General features: G+C 46.5%; 15 protein-coding genes. 3 read left to right on the top strand and 12 right to left on the bottom strand.

Annotated features, from left to right (window positions below; genetic code table 11):
• Positions 1-781: 781 nt before the first annotated feature.
• Both G358_RS0108055 and G358_RS0108050 read right to left on the bottom strand, forming a co-directional pair.
• Entirely contained in the window at positions 782-2,332 is a 1,551-nt protein-coding gene (locus G358_RS0108055) for a response regulator transcription factor (RefSeq protein ID WP_019636698.1), read from the bottom strand.
• A gap of 451 nt (positions 2,333-2,783) precedes the next feature.
• On the bottom strand, positions 2,784-4,760 hold the full coding sequence (locus G358_RS0108050) for a glycoside hydrolase family 127 protein (protein ID WP_019636697.1): 1,977 nt from the start codon (positions 4,758-4,760) through the stop codon (positions 2,784-2,786).
• A gap of 155 nt (positions 4,761-4,915) precedes the next feature.
• On the opposite strand from G358_RS0108050, the gene G358_RS0108045 reads away from it, so the two are divergent.
• Positions 4,916-5,806 carry a helix-turn-helix domain-containing protein gene (locus G358_RS0108045; protein WP_019636696.1) on the top strand — a complete coding sequence of 297 codons (891 nt, stop codon included), beginning with the start codon at positions 4,916-4,918 and terminating at the stop codon, positions 5,804-5,806.
• A 184-nt stretch (positions 5,807-5,990) separates the two neighbouring features.
• Here the strand turns inward: G358_RS0108045 and G358_RS0108035 are convergent, their stop codons facing one another.
• Complete coding sequence (locus G358_RS0108035; RefSeq protein WP_019636694.1) at positions 5,991-6,437, bottom strand: GNAT family N-acetyltransferase; 447 nt, start codon at positions 6,435-6,437, stop codon at positions 5,991-5,993.
• 251 nt (positions 6,438-6,688) lie between these two features.
• On the bottom strand, positions 6,689-6,985 hold the full coding sequence (locus G358_RS34255; RefSeq protein WP_276203558.1) for an alpha-L-arabinofuranosidase C-terminal domain-containing protein: 297 nt from the start codon (positions 6,983-6,985) through the stop codon (positions 6,689-6,691).
• A gap of 55 nt (positions 6,986-7,040) precedes the next feature.
• Between G358_RS34255 and G358_RS29660 the strand changes: the two genes are divergently transcribed.
• Positions 7,041-8,381 (top strand): S-layer homology domain-containing protein, encoded by a 1,341-nt coding sequence (locus G358_RS29660; protein ID WP_019636692.1) that lies wholly within the window; start codon positions 7,041-7,043, stop codon positions 8,379-8,381.
• 378 nt (positions 8,382-8,759) lie between these two features.
• Here the strand turns inward: G358_RS29660 and G358_RS0108020 are convergent, their stop codons facing one another.
• The 8 genes from G358_RS0108020 to arfA all read right to left on the bottom strand — a co-directional run bounded on the left by G358_RS0108020 (position 8,760) and on the right by arfA (position 17,950).
• A complete protein-coding gene (locus tag G358_RS0108020) occupies positions 8,760-9,605 on the bottom strand; it encodes a carbohydrate ABC transporter permease (RefSeq protein ID WP_019636691.1) in 846 nt (281 codons plus the stop codon).
• A gap of 42 nt (positions 9,606-9,647) precedes the next feature.
• Positions 9,648-10,523 carry a carbohydrate ABC transporter permease gene (locus G358_RS0108015; protein WP_019636690.1) on the bottom strand — a complete coding sequence of 292 codons (876 nt, stop codon included), beginning with the start codon at positions 10,521-10,523 and terminating at the stop codon, positions 9,648-9,650.
• Positions 10,524-10,606: 83 nt separating this feature from the next.
• Positions 10,607-11,848 carry an extracellular solute-binding protein gene (locus G358_RS0108010; RefSeq protein ID WP_019636689.1) on the bottom strand — a complete coding sequence of 414 codons (1,242 nt, stop codon included), beginning with the start codon at positions 11,846-11,848 and terminating at the stop codon, positions 10,607-10,609.
• 75 nt (positions 11,849-11,923) lie between these two features.
• A complete protein-coding gene (locus G358_RS0108005; protein ID WP_019636688.1) occupies positions 11,924-12,886 on the bottom strand; it encodes a glycoside hydrolase family 43 protein in 963 nt (320 codons plus the stop codon).
• A 39-nt stretch (positions 12,887-12,925) separates the two neighbouring features.
• The gene (locus tag G358_RS0108000) at positions 12,926-13,759 is read right to left on the bottom strand and encodes a carbohydrate ABC transporter permease (RefSeq protein WP_019636687.1); all 834 of its coding nucleotides are present in this window, start codon (positions 13,757-13,759) and stop codon (positions 12,926-12,928) included.
• Positions 13,760-13,762: 3 nt separating this feature from the next.
• Positions 13,763-14,656, bottom strand: a complete 894-nt coding sequence (locus tag G358_RS0107995; RefSeq protein WP_019636686.1) for a carbohydrate ABC transporter permease — start codon at positions 14,654-14,656, stop codon at positions 13,763-13,765.
• 282 nt (positions 14,657-14,938) lie between these two features.
• Positions 14,939-16,270 carry an ABC transporter substrate-binding protein gene (locus G358_RS0107985; RefSeq protein ID WP_019636684.1) on the bottom strand — a complete coding sequence of 444 codons (1,332 nt, stop codon included), beginning with the start codon at positions 16,268-16,270 and terminating at the stop codon, positions 14,939-14,941.
• Between the two features lie 150 nt (positions 16,271-16,420).
• Entirely contained in the window at positions 16,421-17,950 is a 1,530-nt protein-coding gene (gene arfA / locus G358_RS0107980; protein ID WP_033403856.1) for an arabinosylfuranosidase ArfA, read from the bottom strand.
• A gap of 572 nt (positions 17,951-18,522) precedes the next feature.
• Here arfA and G358_RS32980 point away from each other — a divergent pair.
• On the top strand, positions 18,523-18,678 hold the full coding sequence (locus G358_RS32980; RefSeq protein WP_019636682.1) for a hypothetical protein: 156 nt from the start codon (positions 18,523-18,525) through the stop codon (positions 18,676-18,678).
• The last annotated feature ends 201 nt before the right edge of the window (positions 18,679-18,879 follow it).

The raw sequence follows: 18,879 nt of genomic DNA, 5'->3' as shown, positions 1-18,879 counted from the left end.
TAAGCTTTGAGGTATCCCAAAGTATCTCGGAGTATCTCGGAGTATCTCGAAATATCCCGAAGTATCCCGAAGTATCCCGAAGTATCCATTGGCATAAAAACATTGGGCTGTCCAATAAGTCCTAAATAAAGGTTAGACGGAAAACACCGCATCTTCCGTCTAACCATTTTACACATATACCATTGCTGGTATGAGGTGGTTGGTTGGTGTTGTTGGTTGGTGGTTGGTGGTTGGTGGTTGTTGGTTGGTGGTTGGTTGCTGGTTGGTGGTTGGTTGACGGCTGTGTGCTTGGGTGAGTGATTGGATGAGTATTTGGGTGGGTAACTTGGACAAATTCAAGCCTTACGGACACAGGGGGCGCTATTGGTGAAATAACGAGGAGTTTGGAGAGCTAACGGACCTACGTTCCGCTATTGCGCCCAAAAACGTGGATTTCGCAGTCCATTTGGTCGAATAACGGAACCAGGGTCCGTAAGCATAGTGAAAGAGGGTCTATTTCAACAAATAGCGGATCTGGTGTCCATTAACGGGTGGCCAGTCCTGCGAGTTCAGCTAATTCCAATCAGGTCTCATCAATCTCATCAATCTCATCAATCTCATCAATATCATCATTCTCATCAGTTCCACCACTAATCTCATCAAACATCTTTCTCATCAGTTCCACCACTCTCACCAATTCCATTAGCCCTCAAACCACTATGAAGATCAAGGGGTTGCCAAAAAGTCAGTTATTACTGACTACTTTCTGGACAGCCCCATACAGCAGATTACGAGCATATGATCACCACGCCTGTTCGCTTTGCCTGCGATAGGCGGATGGGGATGTGCCTACATACTTCTTGAATTTGGAGTGGAAATAATCGACGTTGGTGTAGCCTACCTTCTCGGCTACCTGATATACTTTAAGCCCGTCTTCGAGATAAGATTTGGCCTTCTCGATCCGTACCTTGTCAAGGTACGTGTTGAAATATTCGCCAGTTTCATTTTTAAACAGCTTGCCTAAATATGCGCTATTATAGTTCAGCACGCCTGACAGCGTCTCCAGCTTTAGATTTTCGCTAAAATTCCGCTCAATAAGATCCAGCATGATTTTGACCTCGCGGTGCTTGGCTTTTTCCCCTATATTGCTCATCAACTGCTGCAGGAAACAATCGATCTTGCCGTACAGCGCTTGTGCGCTGCGCATATGGTAGATTTCTGCCAGCATATCCGAGAAGAGCTTGCTTTGCTGCTGGAGCTCAGGATGCTGCTTAAGCCCTTTGCCTATGACCAAGGTCAAAATTTCCACGAAATGACGTTTGATTTCCGCTTCCGTATATCCTTCCGCAATCAAGCTGCTCCCTGCCTGCCTAACTAACGATTTCACAGCCTCGGCATTTCCGATATCGACGGCATAATAAATTTGGTCGGTCAGCGTTTCGGGCGGAACAATCCCCGAGCAAACCTGTTCATGCTCGCAATGCACGGCATCCTGGCACAACAGCTTCCCTTCATCGAGAAAAAAATGCATCTTGATCAGCTCGCGAGCCGAATGGTAGGAATCTGCAATCTCATTTAATGAGCTTACTTTGGTGCCTAGCACAGCAGTAAAGTCAATTCCCATGTCTGAAATGGCTAATTCGACGGCACGATATGCATCTTCTCTTTCTACAGCGAGCAGCGGCTCCTGCAGAAGGACACCGACTTGCCCATGCAGTTGGAACACCCAGCCGCGTCCATTAAATTCATATCTCTCAATCAACGCTCTTCTAAGCGGATAAAGAACCGACTGCACAAGCTCTTCCGTGTGCAAGGAGACGAGCAGCACCTGATAGCTCTTGGACAACAGTCCAAATTCTTCGGCTCTCTCCATCATTTGGCTATGATCGTCCGATTTTTGCCCGGTCAACAATGACTGGACCAGAGCTTCCCTTGTCCATTCTTTCGTTATATGCTCCCATTCCAGGGAAGCCCTTTCCTCCTCGACAGCTGTCCTAATGCTGATGAGATATTCGATCAGTTCCTCTTCATCCACAGGCTTCAGCAAATAACCATCGGTCCGATGGAAAATAGCTCGCTTAGCGTAATCGAAGTCCGCATACCCGCTAAGAATTAATATATGAAGCAGCGGTGCCTGCTCTCTGAGACAGGAAATGAGCTGTAATCCATCCATTCCCGGCATTCTAATATCCGCAATGACTAATTCAGGATGATACTCGGAAAATTTCTCCAATGCTTCTTTCCCGTTCGCTGCCGTGTCCACGACACGATAGCCCAAAGACTCCCAGTCTATAAACGTCCGAAGTCCCTCCCTCAGCTTTGGCTCATCATCTACAATCAGCACATCAATCATCCTGAACACCTCCCCGGGATTATTTTTAGAGCACTTTTGAGCACTTTTTAGATAACCTTTAGATCACTTTTTGAGCACTTTTAGAGCACTTTTAGAGCACTTTTAGAGTACTTTTACAGCACAAATAAACTGTCCCACTAACCCAACAGTTAAGCCAACGTTACATTTCTTGAAGCGCTTTCACCTCTAATTATACTCTATTGGTAATTATTCACCTACATAATCCTGTTCATTTATTGCACTTTCTTGATGTTGTAAAAAAAATTCCCAATAAGAAATGCAAGCGCGCGAATCTTGCATATTCAATAGCGGAAGAAGACTGGTACAAGAATAGGGATGAGGTTGCCCGTCATTGGCTCCTCATCCCTCTTTCCCCATCCCTAATACTATTCTGCCATTCCTTATTTCTTTATTCGATTGCTCTATCTGACTGATCTGGTGCTGCTCCTGACTACAGCTTTTCCCTGACCCATACGCTCATTTCGCCCTCACCGCGGTTGGCCCAGGCATAATAAGGGATAAATGTCACCTTCTCTTCTTGCAGAGTTGGTACGGCCTCCGAGCTGTACAAACCGCCTGGCCATTTTACGGCATCCTGCCGCAAGCCCTGTGCGGTAATCGCCACGATCCCGCCCAGTAAGCCTGCTTCGTAGTTTGCCTCCAGCTTGGCGTTCGCCGGCAGTACGATTTCATGCAGGTTCGTTCCGTTATCGGCTTGCTCCAGGCAGTAGACTAGGGGTCCGCGCTGCAGCGCGACCTTGCCCGCATTTCCGCGGACCAGAGGATGGCTGCGCATGCGCTCCACCGGCATTTCCAGCACCAGTTCCACGATATCGCCCTGCTGCCATGCCCGGGCAATGCGCACATAGCCATTTTGAACCGTTTGACTATCCAGCGGAAACGGCTCGTTGTTTACGGACAGACGTGCTTCCCTACACCAGCCCGGGATGCGCAGCGCGACCGCAAAATCGCCAGGCTCCTGCGGGTTAACTTCAAGTGTGATCCGTCCATCCCACGGATAATTGGAGGTTTGCTTCACTTGCACCGTACTGCCGCCGATGCTAAGCTCGGCCTTCCCGCCAATATATAGATGCGTATACAGGGTGTCTCCCTTTACCATATAAATGTACTCCCCGAGCGAAGAGAGCAAGCGGGCTACGTTTGGCGGACAGCAAGCGCACCCGAACCATTCCTGGCGCACCGGCTTAATGTGGTCGAATTTGCGGTTTGCTCCGCGGCAAACCTTCGGATCGACCTCCAGCGGATTGACGTAGAAGAAATGCTTCCCGTCCCGCGACATTCCAGCTACGACCGTATTGTACAAAGCCCGTTCCATCACGTCCGCATATTCGGCCATAGGGGAAATCCGCAGCATACGGTGCGCAAAAAAGATCAGGCCGATCGAGGCGCACGTTTCCGCATATACAGTGTCATTCGGCAAATCGTAGTCGAATGAAAACGCCTCGCCCTGCGGCATTGAGCCAATGGCTCCGGAAATGTACATCTGCCGGGAGACGATGTTGTCCCACAGTCGTCGGCAGGCGGCCAGAAGCGATTCATCTTTCGTCTCCGCCGCGATATCGGCCATGCCCGTCAGCATATAAACCTCGCGAACGGCATGTCCGATCGCCTTCTCCTGCTCCCTGACTGGCGCATGCGACTGGCTGTATTCCAGATCAAACGCATGATCAATTCCTGGCCAGTGGCTCTCTCCCCCGCGCTCTTTAAGCTGTGCTTCATAAAAGTTCGGCTTCTGCCCCCGCTGCTCCACAAAATACTGGCCTAACCGCAAATAACGTTCATTTCCGGTTGCATGGTACAGCTTGACCAGAGCCAGCTTGATTTCCTGATGTCCGTCATAGCCCCGCAGCTTCCCTGGTTCTGTGCCGAATACGGAGTCGATATGATCCGCAAAGCGGGATACGACATCAAGCAGCTTTCTTTTTCCCGTGGCCCGGTAGTAGGCGACCCCCGCCTCGATCATATGACCGGCACAATAGAGCTCATGGCATTCGGCCAGATTGCTCCATCTTCGGCCCGGTTCTTTTAACGTATAGTAAGTATTGAGGTATCCGTCCTCGTGCTGAGCCTTAGCGATAATTTCGATCAGTTCGTCCGCCGTTTGCTCCAGCTCCGGATCGGGCTGCGATTCCAACAAGTATGACACGGCCTCCAGCCATTTTGCCACATCGCTGTCCTGAAACACCATGCCGTAAAATTCACCCTCGTCAAGTCCGGCGGCAATTTTGAAGTTGCGGACAGCGCCGCTTGGTTCGGCGGCGCCGATGCGGTCATTCAGCGCATCCCATTGGTAAGGAACTACGACGCTGCGCACCAAATCGATATAATAGCTCCAAAAATCGTCTTGAACGTTTACTTGGTCTAGCGGCACTCTTGCAGCTTGCTCAAATGTTATAGATTTACCCATGCTGAAGGATTCCTCCTTATTTTCGAAATATCATACTGACACCTTTGATTTTATCCGATATATTTAAATAATAATACGAATACAATCAACCTATTATTTATAATATTTCACACTGAGATACAACCAAATTCACTCAGTTAAAAAGGAGGTTTCTTGTGAGAAAGGCAACGGAAATCGTCCATTTCCCTGCACCGCCCGCGCCTTATTATTTGGAATGCGGCTACACCGTTTATGCTCCTGGCGATGAACATCCCAATCGGCGAAATATGGGGAAATTCGATCTCATTATGATGAAATCCGGCACGCTGTTTATCGGCGAAGAGGATCAGGAGTGGACGCTAACCGCCGGCCAATCCTTGCTGCTGCTTCCAAATCGTTATCATTATTCCGTACGGCCATGCGAGGATGAGGCGGCATTTTATTGGGTTCATTTCCATTCGGTATGCGCCTGGGCTGAATTCCCTGCTGAGCAGCAGATGACTCACGTTTCCCAGACGGAAGAACACTACCAGACATTCCTGACTTCACCCTACTACCTGCAACTGCCTAAGATGTGGGATATGCCCTATCCTGAACGAACCTTTCAGCTCGTGGAGAAGCTGCTCCAATTGACGGGTACCCGCCAATCCAGCGCTTTCTGGACACAGCAGCAGACGTTCGAGGAGTTGCTGCGAATGATGGACCTTCGGCAGCTGGAGCAATACACCTCACCGATCGTAGCCGTAGCCGAGAAGACAGAAGCCTTCATTAAGAACAATTACAAGGCGGAGCTCACGAGCGAGGATATGTCCGAAGCGCTGCATTATCATTACAATTACATTACACGGTGCATGAAGCAGGTCTATGGGATGACGCCAAATGACTACTTGCAGCATTACCGCCTGGAGCAAGCCAAGCTGTTGCTGCTAAAGACCGAATGGCCGATAGCGGAAATCGCCAAATACGTTGGCTTCAAAAGTACGCCCTATTTCTCCAACCGCTTCACGCTCAAGAACGGGTGCTCTCCGCAGCAGTTCCGCAAGCAATATTCCGCAGATGCCGATTAGCAGGAGGGGCTAACTTAATCATTTACCCGCTCGACCGGGCCGTGTCCCAGGTCTGATTCGCACCGCGCGCAGCTCCCAGCGCGCGGTGCTTCGCTGCATGACGGCGGTCGGTCGACCACATTACGGTTCCCCTCCTCCCCAATGACAACGATATGTATGAAACCGCATAAGGCAGGTCAAAAGGTCAATACTTCTCGAAAATAAACTGTCCATCCGCTTCATTAACTTTTGTGTAGCCGCATTTACTATAAAAATGATGGTTGCGAAGACTCCAACAAGGCGTATCCAACCACCATTTGCGGGCACCTTCAAACTTTTGCTCAATCTCCTGCATAGCCTGAGTTCCAATTCCCTGGTTCTGATACTGGGGATCGATATAAATCCTCCCCAAATTATGTATCTGATTTCCGTCAATAAAAATAATCGCTCCTCCGACGATCACGTCATCGAGTACGATTTTAAAATAATGTCCATGGTTCATCATATCAATCTGCCAATCTTCTGAATCATATCCGGGAGGTCCACCGGGCTGATTATGATTAAACTGTCTCGCTTCCTCATCGAAGCTAGCCTTCTGGATTTCAGTCAAGCGTTGTGCATCGGTGTTCTGAGCCTTTTCAATCTTTAACATATTAAAAACCTCCTCCATTCAAAACGTTAATCCTCCCGCTGAACATATCCTTATATTGTTATAGAAACCATAACTTTTATCTCCCTTGTAAAAAAATACAATTGTTGATTGCGCGGCCATCCCGCACAAAAGGCTGACCATTGCAGAGTGTATCTGCTTTATGGTCAGCCTATTATGCAATGAAGCTATATAAGTTGAACAATTTTTACGGAATCATTTTTTCCCTTGCTTCAGCTTATATATTTTAGAAATCACTCTACCGCAATCGTAACTACAGACATGGCCGGCAGCTTGATCGCCAGTTGATTGCCCTGCACGGCAGCTCCTGTGAATTCCACCGGCTTAACGGCATCCGGCTGCTCAAAGGTATTGTGCGCATTCATCTTGCCAGCCGTGACATGAGCTCTGACGAATAGGAGATAAATTTTTCGAAAGACTAGTAGAAATGTACTACATGGATTATAATGACCCTGGATATACAGACTACTACGGTCACGTTCTAACAATAATTTAGACCGTTTTTCCCAAATTAAGATTTTTGCAAACATATTATAAGACGGTTTGATTAGAAGCATTAAAATAAGCGGTGTGGAGGGTTCTAGGATGAAGAAGCTAATTAGTACAATTTTAACAATGTCGTTATTTGTAGGCGGTATCATGTTCACGAGCACGGTAACTGCTGAGGAACCGGTTAAAGAAAGTAGCGGAAACATTTTTAGTAGTAACATGATTGACAGTGGGGAAAGCGTAACTAGAGTTTCCGCTAATAGCGTTACATCCTTTAAGGATATGAAGGGTCACTGGGCAGAGAAAGCTGTAACAAATGCAGTCAAAGCTGGATACGTATCCGGATATCCTGATGGTACATTTAAGCCAAATAAAGAAGTAACGAGAGCAGAATTTACAAAAATGCTAATTACGGCACTCAAGCTAGATAGTAGCACTGGAAAATCGAGCCCTTGGTATCAATCAGCAGTAGATTCCGCTACAAGTGCACAGATTTATGTAAATGATTTTAAAGACGGCAATTGGAATGTTAATATGCCACGTAAGGAAATGATGTTGTTATCTGTACGTGCTGGGATTACGGGATATAAGGCGGATTACGACATTAACAGAAACCTTTATGAAGGTGCTAAAGCAGGATTGATAATGGGAACATCTCCTGGAAATATAGACGCTGATGGTACAACAACAAGAGCTCAGGCAGTTGTCGTAATCGAACGTGTATTATCAGTTAATAGTGGGAAAATATTGGAGAGTGATAAATATGCTGTTAGTGCGGCCGAGATCCTGTGGCATAAAACTAATATTTTCACAATGATGCCTGATTTCTTTGAAAACTCTGCATATAATTTACGATTGGGTGAAAAATATGAGTTTTATGATCATCTAATGCAATCCAAGTCGCAGGATGGAACACTGTCTTGCACTGTAGATAAATTAGTTGCTGTAGATATGGATGATCCAAAAGATCCAAATAGAGGATTATTGTTAGACAACATGGTTTACGGGGCAAATCCTTATTATAAGGCAAAGGAAGCTAAAAATGCTTATGCAGTGGTATCTGTTAGTACTTTAACTGTAAATGGAACAAAGCAAAAAGTTATTCAGCCTTGTAGAGCATATTTCCAGAACTCTGAATTATTAAAAGAGTACAATTACTTAACAAGTGCAAATAAAACAGACTCAGATAAATATTACTTCCCTCTATATAAATTAGATGAGGTTAATGGGGGAATTCAATTCACTGTAAGATTGAGTGGAAATGAGAAGCCTAACCATAAAGTTAGTACTGTAAACGCACAGCTAGTTCCTAAAAAAGGAAAAATATCTGATATATCATACGATATCATTTTTACGGAACACGGGGATAATGTTAAAGAATACTGGATATATTCTTCCCTCTATAAAGGGAAACAGGAGTGGACGGTGACAGAATGAGATATTTCAAACTTATCGTAGCGACTTTTATAGTCGCTACGATTTCTGCATTTTATATAACGGAAACTTATGCTGCAAGCTGTTCCTCTGCCCCTTCCGTATCATCTGGGGAGTGTATAAGTGTATTGATACATTTCCCGATGATATAGGAATTGTAGACATAACGGATAGGCACTATATACCTAAAGAAAAACAGACATTTGGAAATATAACAGTTCCGTTAAAAAACGGAGTTGCTGCAACTTCAGTTATATTGTATAACGGTTCAGGAACTGTAACAAAGAATCTAACTAACGTTAGTGATACATCATGGAGGATAGGAGATGTATACGATCACATAATTTTTCAAAATGATGCCCTCCAGATGCATAGTAATATTTATCCTTTAATCCCTGAATTCAGGTTAATGGATTGCAGAAAATGCTTTTGTGCGAATAAAAACAATATAAATGTAGGAATCATCGCTAAAATCGCCGAGCCCATCAGCTGCCCGATCATGCGGTAGTTTCCATAAATGTCCTGCAATAACAGCAGGCCTGCGGTAACCGGCATTTTATCCACATCGGTATACACGATAACCGGCCAGAGGAAATCATTCCACGATCCGATAAAAGAAAACAAGCCGCAAACGATCAATACAGGCTTAATTAAAGGCAAGATGACGGAGGCATATATTTTAAAGTCACCGGCGCCATCAACGCGGGCAGACTCGTCCAATTCATTGGGAATCCCCTTCATAAACTGTCTGACCAGAAATATATTTCCCATCCCGGCCAACCCAGGGATAATCATGGCCCAAGCCGTATTTACCCAGCCAAGCGCATCAATAATTTTGTACGAAGGAATTAAGTTCACGACACCCGGAAAAAAGGAAATGCCGAGCAATGTAAAAAATAGCGTGTCCCTACCTTTAAAGTTCATCCGGGAATACCCATAACCGGTAAGCGAAATGACGACAATGACTAAAAACGTATGCGCGGTGGCAATAAATAATGAGTTCATTAACCAGCGCAAGATCGGCGCTGTCGACGTATTCCCCAGTATGGTCGTGTAGTTGTCCATAATCCAATTTACAGGCAGCAGCCTAAAGCCGCTGGAGACAACCTCCGCTTGCGAGCGAAATGAAGTCGTAATTCCAAACAGAACCGGAACAGCCCAAATGACACATAGAACGATCAGAAATAAATAAGCTAAATATTTCGAGATACTTATTTTTTTAACCATAATGGCGCACCTTCCCTTTCCATTTCCACTAAGCTCCTTAATCTATGAGGCGTTCCGATTCATGACATAATATTGCAGCGCCGAGATCACTAAGATGACTAATCCCAGCAAAACGGCCATCGCCGATGCCATTCCGGCAATCGATTCCCCGTGACCGAAAGCTAACTGGCGGATATACATCATTAACACATGCGTGCTCTGTCTCGGTCCGCCGTCAGTCATCATTAGAGGTTGACCGAATACGTTAAAGGCGCCAGCGGTTGTCATGACGAACGTATAAATGAGTGGGAAACGGATAGACGGCAAGGTGATGCTTGAAAATTTTCGAATCGGCCCCGCACCGTCAATCTCGGCAGCTTCGTATAAATCTTTGGAAACGCCATTTATGGATGCGCGATAAATAATCATATTTCCGCCAACGCCACCCCATATCGTAAGCACGATAATAGTGATCCAGGCATAGGGCTGGTTTGCGGCCCAGGCCACCGTTGATCCAAATATGTTGCCGGTAATTCCTAACTGCTTGTTAAAAATCAAGGACCAGATTAACGCCGCTGCGGAAATGGAAATTAGCCCCGGTATATAGAGAATCGACTGCATGAAGCCTTTCATTTTTACTTTTTTATGTTCCAAGGCCACAGCGATCATAAGGGGAATAACAATTAATATAGGTACGGTGAGAACAACGAATAACAATGTATTTTTTAAACCGTTCTTAAATTGGGTATAGAAGGTAGAATCACTGTTGAACAAAATTGTTTTATAGTTATCGAATCCTACCCATACTGGATCATTCATTAAATTCCATTGCGTAAACGAAGCGTAGATCCCATAAATCGTTGGCAATAAAATAAAGATAGCAAATAGAATCAAATGGGGACCAACAAAGAAATATGGTGTGAAAGATTTTTTGTTCATAGCCTTTCATTTCTCCTTTTGGAAAAGTAATGTGCCAAAAAATGACACATTACTTTTTTACTCTTCTCTGGTCTCTCGTTAGCTTACTCCGTCCCTTTGCTACCTTCGGCGATTTTATCCTCTACAAACTTCTGCATCGTTTGTAAAGTCTCATCGAGATCAACGTTGCCGCGAACGATATCCGCAGCATACGTATCTACTGCTTCCGCAACATATGGATAGTACTCATAAGTATAGATATAGAGGGATTCAATTTCTTTTTCATTAGACGTAAAGAAAGATTGCATATAATTGCTATATTCAGGATCTTCAATCACTTGTTTACTTGCGACAATTTGTCCTGCTTTCGCCCATTCCATTGAATTTTCTCGGATGAATTCCAGGAATGCGCCGATGCCCTGCTCCTTCTCATCGGAACGTTTATCGTTCTTCAGCATAGCGAACAGGTGCGAGGAAGCACGGTTCGTGAACTTGTCCGCTGTCGTGGAATAAATATTTGTAACATCGAAGTTCAGCCCTTCCACCGCAGCATGGGCCGTCGAACTCCAGGTTCCATCCGTTGAGAAGAACACATTTCCCGATTGGAACATCAAGTAGCCATCCTCACCAAACGGAGTCATTAAGCCGGCGTCGGCCACCTTTTTAATCTCTGTAAAAGCTTGTTTCATGGCCTCCGTGTTGACGGCCGGTTTGCCGTCCTGCTGGATGTCGCCACCCAGGTTCTGAATTTGCGCCAGAACAACCCAGCCGAGCAGGGCATCGTTGACTACATAATCGCCCTCATCCAATTTACCTTGCAGGGACAGCATTTCATCAATCGTCACGACATCATCATCGAGGAAGGATTCCACGTTATACTTTTTGAGCAAGTCTTTGTTGTAGTACATCGTGTTGCTATGAATGTCGAGAGGTACCGTATATTGCGTTCCATCAATAGTCCCCGTAGCCCATGCCTGGGGCAAATAGTTATCTTTATTAATCTCGGGCTGGGACTCGAGCACAGTCGTCATTGGCTCCAGTACGCCTTGCTTTACGAAGCCGGGAACACGGTCTGCATGGATAATGGCCAGATCTGGAACGCCTTTACCGGAGTTCAATACCGTAGATATTTTGGTATACATGTCTGCTGTAATGACATGCTTTACTTTGATTTCGGGGTTTGTCGCATTATAATCTTTGATCAGCTGATCCATGTACGCGCCATCATCGCCTGTGAGCGGCGTCCAAAACGTAATCGTGTTTTTGTCCTCACCGCCGCCACAAGCCGTCAGCATAATACTTGCTAGAAAAACTAGCATCAATGAATATACAACATTTTTCTTCATATCGAATTCCCCCTAGCCTATTATTTTTAAAATCTAGTAGAACTTGCAATATATGTTAAAGGCAAATGCCGTGTTCTATGATCTTCCGTCAGAGAGCGGAGTTCCAAAATTTGGCGTTCCATCCTTGTTCCATGTAAAAACTTGAGCGCGGGTATGACGGTTTGGATCATATAGCGGATCACCTGTGATTTTCTTATAATTGCGGGCATGATAGACAATGACGTCCTGACCGTCTTCCGTAACCGTAAAGCTGTTATGCCCTGGACCGTATTGTCCAGTGTCTTCATTCGTCTGAAACACCGGTACAGGAGTTTTCGTCCAAGACTTCGCATCAAGAAGATCGGCATCTTCATCCGCATACAGCAAGCCCATGCAGTAGTTATGATCGGTGGCGCTAGCCGAGTAGCTGATGAAGATTTTTCCGTTGCGCTTTAACACCGCAGCACCTTCATTTACTTTGAAGCCGATAATCTCCCAATCATATTCCGGCGTCGATATCATCGTCTGCTTGCCCGTCAGCGTCCATGGATTACTCATTTTAGAAATGTACATATTGGAATTTCCCTCGATGTCCGGGTCCTTTTGAGCCCAAACGTAATACAACTCCCCGCGGTGCTCGAATACGGTCGCATCCAGCGCGAAGGACTCCCAGCGAGTCCGGACTTGTCCTTTTTCTTCCCATGTGCCTGTGAGTGGATTGGCCGAGCTATTTTCCAGTACATACATCCGGTGATCGAATAGACCGTCCCTTGTCTCCGTCGTTCGCGCCGCTGCGAAATAGATATACCACTTGCCCTGAACAAAATGAATTTCCGGCGCCCAAATGTTGGCGCTAAGCGGTCCCGTGTCATACTTGCGCCAGGCTACTACAGGTTCGGCTTCCCCAAGACCTTGAATCGTCTTGGACCGGCGGATTTCAATACGGTCATATTCTGGAACCGAAGCCGTGAAATAATAGAAACCATCGCTGTGCCGGTACACCCAAGGGTCTGCCCTTTGCTCTATAATTGGATTGATAAATTCCTTATTGGTATTCATGTCTGGTTTCTCCTTTATATATGTATTGGGAGCGGCTTGTTAGCCTTTCACCGCTCCAGCCGTCATGCCATCAATAAAATATTTCTGGAAAGCTACAAATAATATGAAGATCGGAATAATAGAGAAAAACGAACCGACAATCAATAAATCATAGTTGTTGCCATATGGCGTTAATAATGTTTTCAAGCCAATAGGCAGCGTGTATTTCCCGGAATCGCTGAGCACCATGAAGGGCCAAAGGAAGTTATTCCAGCTGTTCATGCCATTTAAAATCGCCATCGCCGCAAAAGACGGTTTCATGACGGGCAAAATCAATCGCATATAAATGCCGTACTCGGAGGCGCCATCCACTCTGCCCGCAGCGACAATCTCCTTCGGCACGCCTCTTAAATATTGCCGGAAGAAGAAGATCGTGGCGGCACTGGCGATGCCCGGCAGCACAATGGCGGAATAAGAGTTCATGAGGCCGATATTGTGGGTCAGTGTATATAAGGGAAGGAGCAATATTTCAAACGGCACCATCATGATTAACAGCACACACATGAACAGGAAGTTCTTCCCCTTGAATTCATAAGCCGAAAACCCGTATGCTACCGTTGCGCTGACCAGCAGCGTCAGAACAACCTGGACGATCGTCAGCAGCAGCGAGTTAAAGAACCAGGTGAAATATGCATGATTCCCGGTAAACAAATAGTTGAAATTATCAAAATTCATGACCGATAAATCGAAGCTTAAATTCAAACCATAACGGATCAAATCTTCGCCAGGCTTAAAAGAGGCTATAGTAACGGCATAGAACGGAATGAGGATCAGCGCGCAGAGGATGGAGAAAAATACGAAGAGGATAATTTTAATGAAAATATCCCTGCTCATTCGTCATTCCTCCTTCTTGAACATCCCGGAGAAGGCCAGCTGTGTCAGGTTGATGATCATCGTGATCACCAGAAGTACAATGCCGACAGCCGCCGCATAACCTAGGTTGTTCTTCTCGATTCCTTGCCGGTACAAGTATCCGACGATGGTAAGTCCGATGTTCTTGGGCGAGTTGTTGCCGTTCCAGAGCATCATGCTTTCGATAAACATCGCGAGGCCCGCATAGATGCTAATCGTTAACACATAAATAGTTGTGGGCTTCAATAACGGCATCGTAATCCTCGTGAATTTTTGGAGGGACGAAGCTCCGTCGATGGCGGCGGCTTCATAGTATTCGTCGGGAATATTTTTGAGGCCTGCCAAAAAATAAAGCATGTTGACCCCGGTCCATCTCCAGGTTGCCAACGATACTAAAGCCACAAATCCGGTTACCTGTCCTTTCAGAAATTTGACCGGCCCAATCCCAAACCATCCCAAAACGCTGTTGATCAATGAGCCTTCCATTTCCCCGAACATCAATCTGAAAATCGTTCCCGCCACGACTACGGAGGTCAGTGCCGGAAAGAAGAAAGAGGATTTGAAGAAATCTCTTCCCCACATAAATTTGTAGTTGATCAATACGGCGAACAGCATTGGAAATGGAATCAACACGACCAAAGTGAGCACCATGTAGACAGCGCTGTTCGTCACGGCCTTGAGGAAAACACCGTCACCCATCAGCTTCTCGTAGTTGCTGAAGCCGATCCAGCTTGCTTCTTGTCCCAGCTGTATTTTCTGAAAGCTCATGCCAAAAGAGCTGCCTAGCGGGTACACCCAGAAGAAAATGAAAACGGCGATAAAAGGCAGCACAAAAACGTAAGGGGCAACCTTTTGTGAGTAGAGAAATTTTTTGATCATCGCACTACTCCTTTTTGAAATTGAGTGCGAGCTGCTACTCCTTGGCGTGAGGCAGCTCGCCACACGAATTGATGGATTAGCAAATTGCGGTTGCGATGGCAGCTACGATCGCGTTGGCGATGGCAACTGCATTGCGGTTACGATGGCAGCTACGATCGCGTTAGCGATGGCAACTGCTATCCCGATGGCAGCTGCATTGCGGTTGCGATTCCAACCGCAGCTGTGATGGCAGCTACGACTACAACTGCATTGCAGCAGCTTGTATCGGCAGCTTTTCCCCAGCTACTTCAATTCTTGTTCAATTTGCGCCTGTGCTGCGTCTAAGGCTTCCTTAATATCTTTGCCGTCTTCAAATATTTCGTTAAATGTAATTGTACAAAGAACATTGTTGAGCGTAGGCGTTGCCGAAGTCGATTTGATCAGCTGAATTTCGCTCTTGATTTCATTCAGCACATCAAAGGGATTGTTCTTAAAATACTGTACAAATTGGTTATCCGGGTTATGCGTAACGTCCTGCATGTCCCAAACGTCCATATTGACCGGGTCAAAGCCCAGCGTGTTCCAAATCTCCTTGTTTGCGTCCAGCGAAAGTTTGGCGAAAGCAAGAAAATCCTTAGCCAGTTGAATATCCTTAGCCGTCTTCGTCACTACGGTCCCCGTACCGCCGCCGCCTACAGAGCGGGGCATCCCTTTTTCGATGACGGGGATCGGTGCGATCGCTATTTTGCCCGACAAATCCTTCATATAATTCGTATACCTCGACATTTGCCATAAAGGCATGAAGGCTGTAGCATAATTACCGGCGTTAAATTCGCCGTACGCTTCTTCCGTATCCGGCTGCCCTCCGGCGATGGTCGAAATAACATTGTTATCCTGCAAATCTTTTAAAATTGTCAGGCCTTTGATCATGGCATCGGAATTTACGACCGGAGTGCCGACGTCATCCGTAAAATCACTGCCCTGCTGCGCCAGCAGCATCGAGGCTTGCCAGGTTGCACTCGTATCCGCAGTCCCCATGTATTTGCCAGTCGCTTCATAGACTTTCATTCCGGCCTGCTTGAAATCTTCCCAGGTCTCGATCGTCTTGTAGTCGACGCCAGCCTGCTCCAAAATTTCCGTATTGTAGAACGCAACCGATGCGCCTACATGGGTTGGAACGCCGTAATTTTTCCCGTCTTTGCTGTAAAGATCAACCCTTGATTTGACGACCGTGTCGCGATACGGGTCGATGACATCATTCAAAGGCTCCAACTGGGGAGTACCCGCCAAAAAATCCGGGAACTTGCCTAGCTCAATATCCGCGATATCGGGGGCCCCTACTCCTGTTTGCACCGCGATCGATAGTTTATTATGCATGTCGTCATAAGGCATCACTGTCACATTCAACTTGATTTGCCGATCCTTGTTGGCTTCATTCCATTTTCCAAGCATCTTCTCAAAATGTTGACCGTGTAGCTCTACGAAAGTCCAATAGGATAATTCCGTTGCCTCTTCACCTGCCCCCGCATCGAGAACAGATGTTTCCCCTCCCGCGCTCTTTTGCGATGGTCCACATCCGAATAACGCGAGCGTCATTGACATTGCGACAAGCACTATAAACCATCTTGACTTCATAGCTGACCTCCTTAAATTTTTTCAAGTCAGATCGTAGAATTATACATTCAACTAAATCTGGCGGCTATGCATCGATTTTGCCTTGGTTTTGCCTTGGTTTTGCCTCGCTATACCTTGGCATGCTCCGGCTACACTTTGACCATACTCTGGCTATGCCTTCTTTAGTCGTATGACGTTCCAGGAAGCCTTGGGCAAGCGGGTGTTCACATAGCCGTCTTGGCAGGCGGCATCGCCCCGCGAATGGGGCTTCACTTTTTCCTCGGCAGCGGTATTTACCGCTTTCAGGTCATCATGCTCAAGCACGATATGCTCGACAACCCAGTAACCCTCAAAGCCGCGCACATCGCATTGCAAATCGAGCGCCTCTTCCAGATGACGGTTCACAGCAAAGATCGTCAGTTCCTCTTCCGCTTCGTTATATACAATGGCGCTGTCCAAATAAGGGACATCCGTATAATCCTGCGCGTCGTAAACCGGAGATTCGACGACTGGCTGCAGCGAAATGCCGCGGCCGTAAACCGATGCATGCATATAGGGATAGAAGATCGTCTGTTTCCAGGCTCTTCCGCCATTCTCCGTCATAATCGGCGCGATGACGTTGACCAGCTGCGCCATACAGGCCATTTTCACCCGATCAGCATACCGCAGAAGTGTGATCAGCATGCTGCCGACGAGCAAGGCATCCTCGAAATTATAAACATCTTCGAGCTGCGGAGGACCGACGCTCCACGGTTCAATCTCCCTGTCCGCCTGGTTGGAGTGATACCATACATTCCATTCGTCAAAGCTCAAGTACATCGTCTTCTTGCTGCGCTTCTTCGCCTTAATATAATCGCAGGTAGCGATGACAGTGCGGATGAAATGCTCCATATCCATTGATCGCGCCAAATAGTTGGCAGTGTCATTGTCCCGGTTGCCGTAGTATTGGTGCAGTGATACGAAATCAGCCACATCATAGGTATGATCCAGCGTAATCGCTTCCCATTCCGGGAATGTCGGCATTGCTGTACTGGAGCTGCCGCATGATACGAGCTGAATGTCGGGATCAACAAGGCGCATTGCCTTGGCTGTCTCATAGGCCAAACGGCCATATTCCACCGGCGTCTTCTGGCCGATTTGCCAAGGGCCGTCCATCTCGTTGCCCAGACACCAGGTTTTGATTCTGTGCGGTTGCTCATAGCCGTGGCTGCGGCGTAAATCGCTCCAATAGCTGCCTCCCGGATGATTGCAGTATTCAAGCAAATTTCTCGCAGCATCTACACCCCGGGTGCCGAGATTAACAGCCATCATGACCTCGGAACCGACTTCCTTAGCCCAGCTCATGAACTCGTTCGTGCCCACCTCATTCGGCTCTAGCGCCCGCCAGGCGAGATCCAATCTCTTTGGCCGCTGATCAGCCGGACCAACCCCGTCTTCCCAGTTGTAACCTGAGACAAAATTCCCGCCAGGGTAACGAATAATCGGTACGTTTAACTGCTGGACAAGCTCCTTCACATCTTTGCGAAAGCCAAGCTCATCTGCGGCAGGATGGGAAGGCTCATAAATCCCCCCGTAAACCGCTCGTCCTAAGTGCTCAATGAAGGATCCGTAAATGCGTTTGTCTACTTCCGCAATCTTGAATGCTTTGTCTACGACCATTCGTGCTCGCTGCGTTGATGTTGACGTTGACGTTGTGGACATTTTGTTCACCTTCCGTTTCAGTTAAACATAAACTGTTTTTATAATAGTTAAATGAATCCGCTTGCAATATAAAGTAACATATACAATTCGGAATGTAAATAACTAAATCTAAATCTTTTTATAATTATATAAAATTAATTATATTCCCTACACAAAAAGGCATGTTTTAACCAAAGTTAGCTCTAAAACACCCTATTAAATTTATATAAATATATAATATATATGATTATTTATTCATATTTTTTACTAATGCGCAGTAAATCGGCCAATCTTTTTCCGTTTGTTTGTCCAAAGGCATTATTGATTTATGATTATTTGAACTAAAAAGGCTGTGATGCTGTTGCTGTATATAGAAGGACTGAAGTAAGGGGAACTATTGAGGTGCCTCCGGATGAAGTGCGAGACCCGAGGTGCTGCTGGCACAACAGGTCAGTTTGGGAGCTGAGGTACAGTAAGCTGGAGGGCAACACTAGGACGGGCGCACTGTTCGGTTGGGCCAAAACCTGGCCGGCCCACGCCGAAGCTGTTGATGTCAATCGGCGTAAATGGGTGATTCAACGACGTAGCTGGCAATGTCAACCGGGCCACATGGTGATTCAATCGGTGAAGTTGGCTATGCTAACAGCGGTGAATCGGTTAGTTCGACGGCGGAATTGGCAATATCAACGGCGGTGAACCGGTTATTCAGCGGCGGAATCGGATATTTCAACAGCGGTCTGGAAATTTAACGGAGGAGCATGCATGTTCCCTGCTGTAGTTTCTTCGATGCCGGTTGCCGAAACGTGCTACAGCAACTTCGATGGCGATTGTGAAACATTACAACTACCATCAAAACGCCCAAAACACCGCAACACCAGGCAATGTTGAAATCTGTGACGTTATGGCTATCAGCCCAAGTGATGCTGAAATCTGCGACGTTATGGCTATCA

Origin of the sequence: Paenibacillus fonticola DSM 21315, assembly GCF_000381905.1 — a bacterium.
GTDB lineage: Bacteria > Bacillota > Bacilli > Paenibacillales > Paenibacillaceae > Fontibacillus > Fontibacillus fonticola.
Note: the sequence above shows the minus strand (reverse complement) of the source record. Positions and strands in the feature narration are given on the sequence as shown.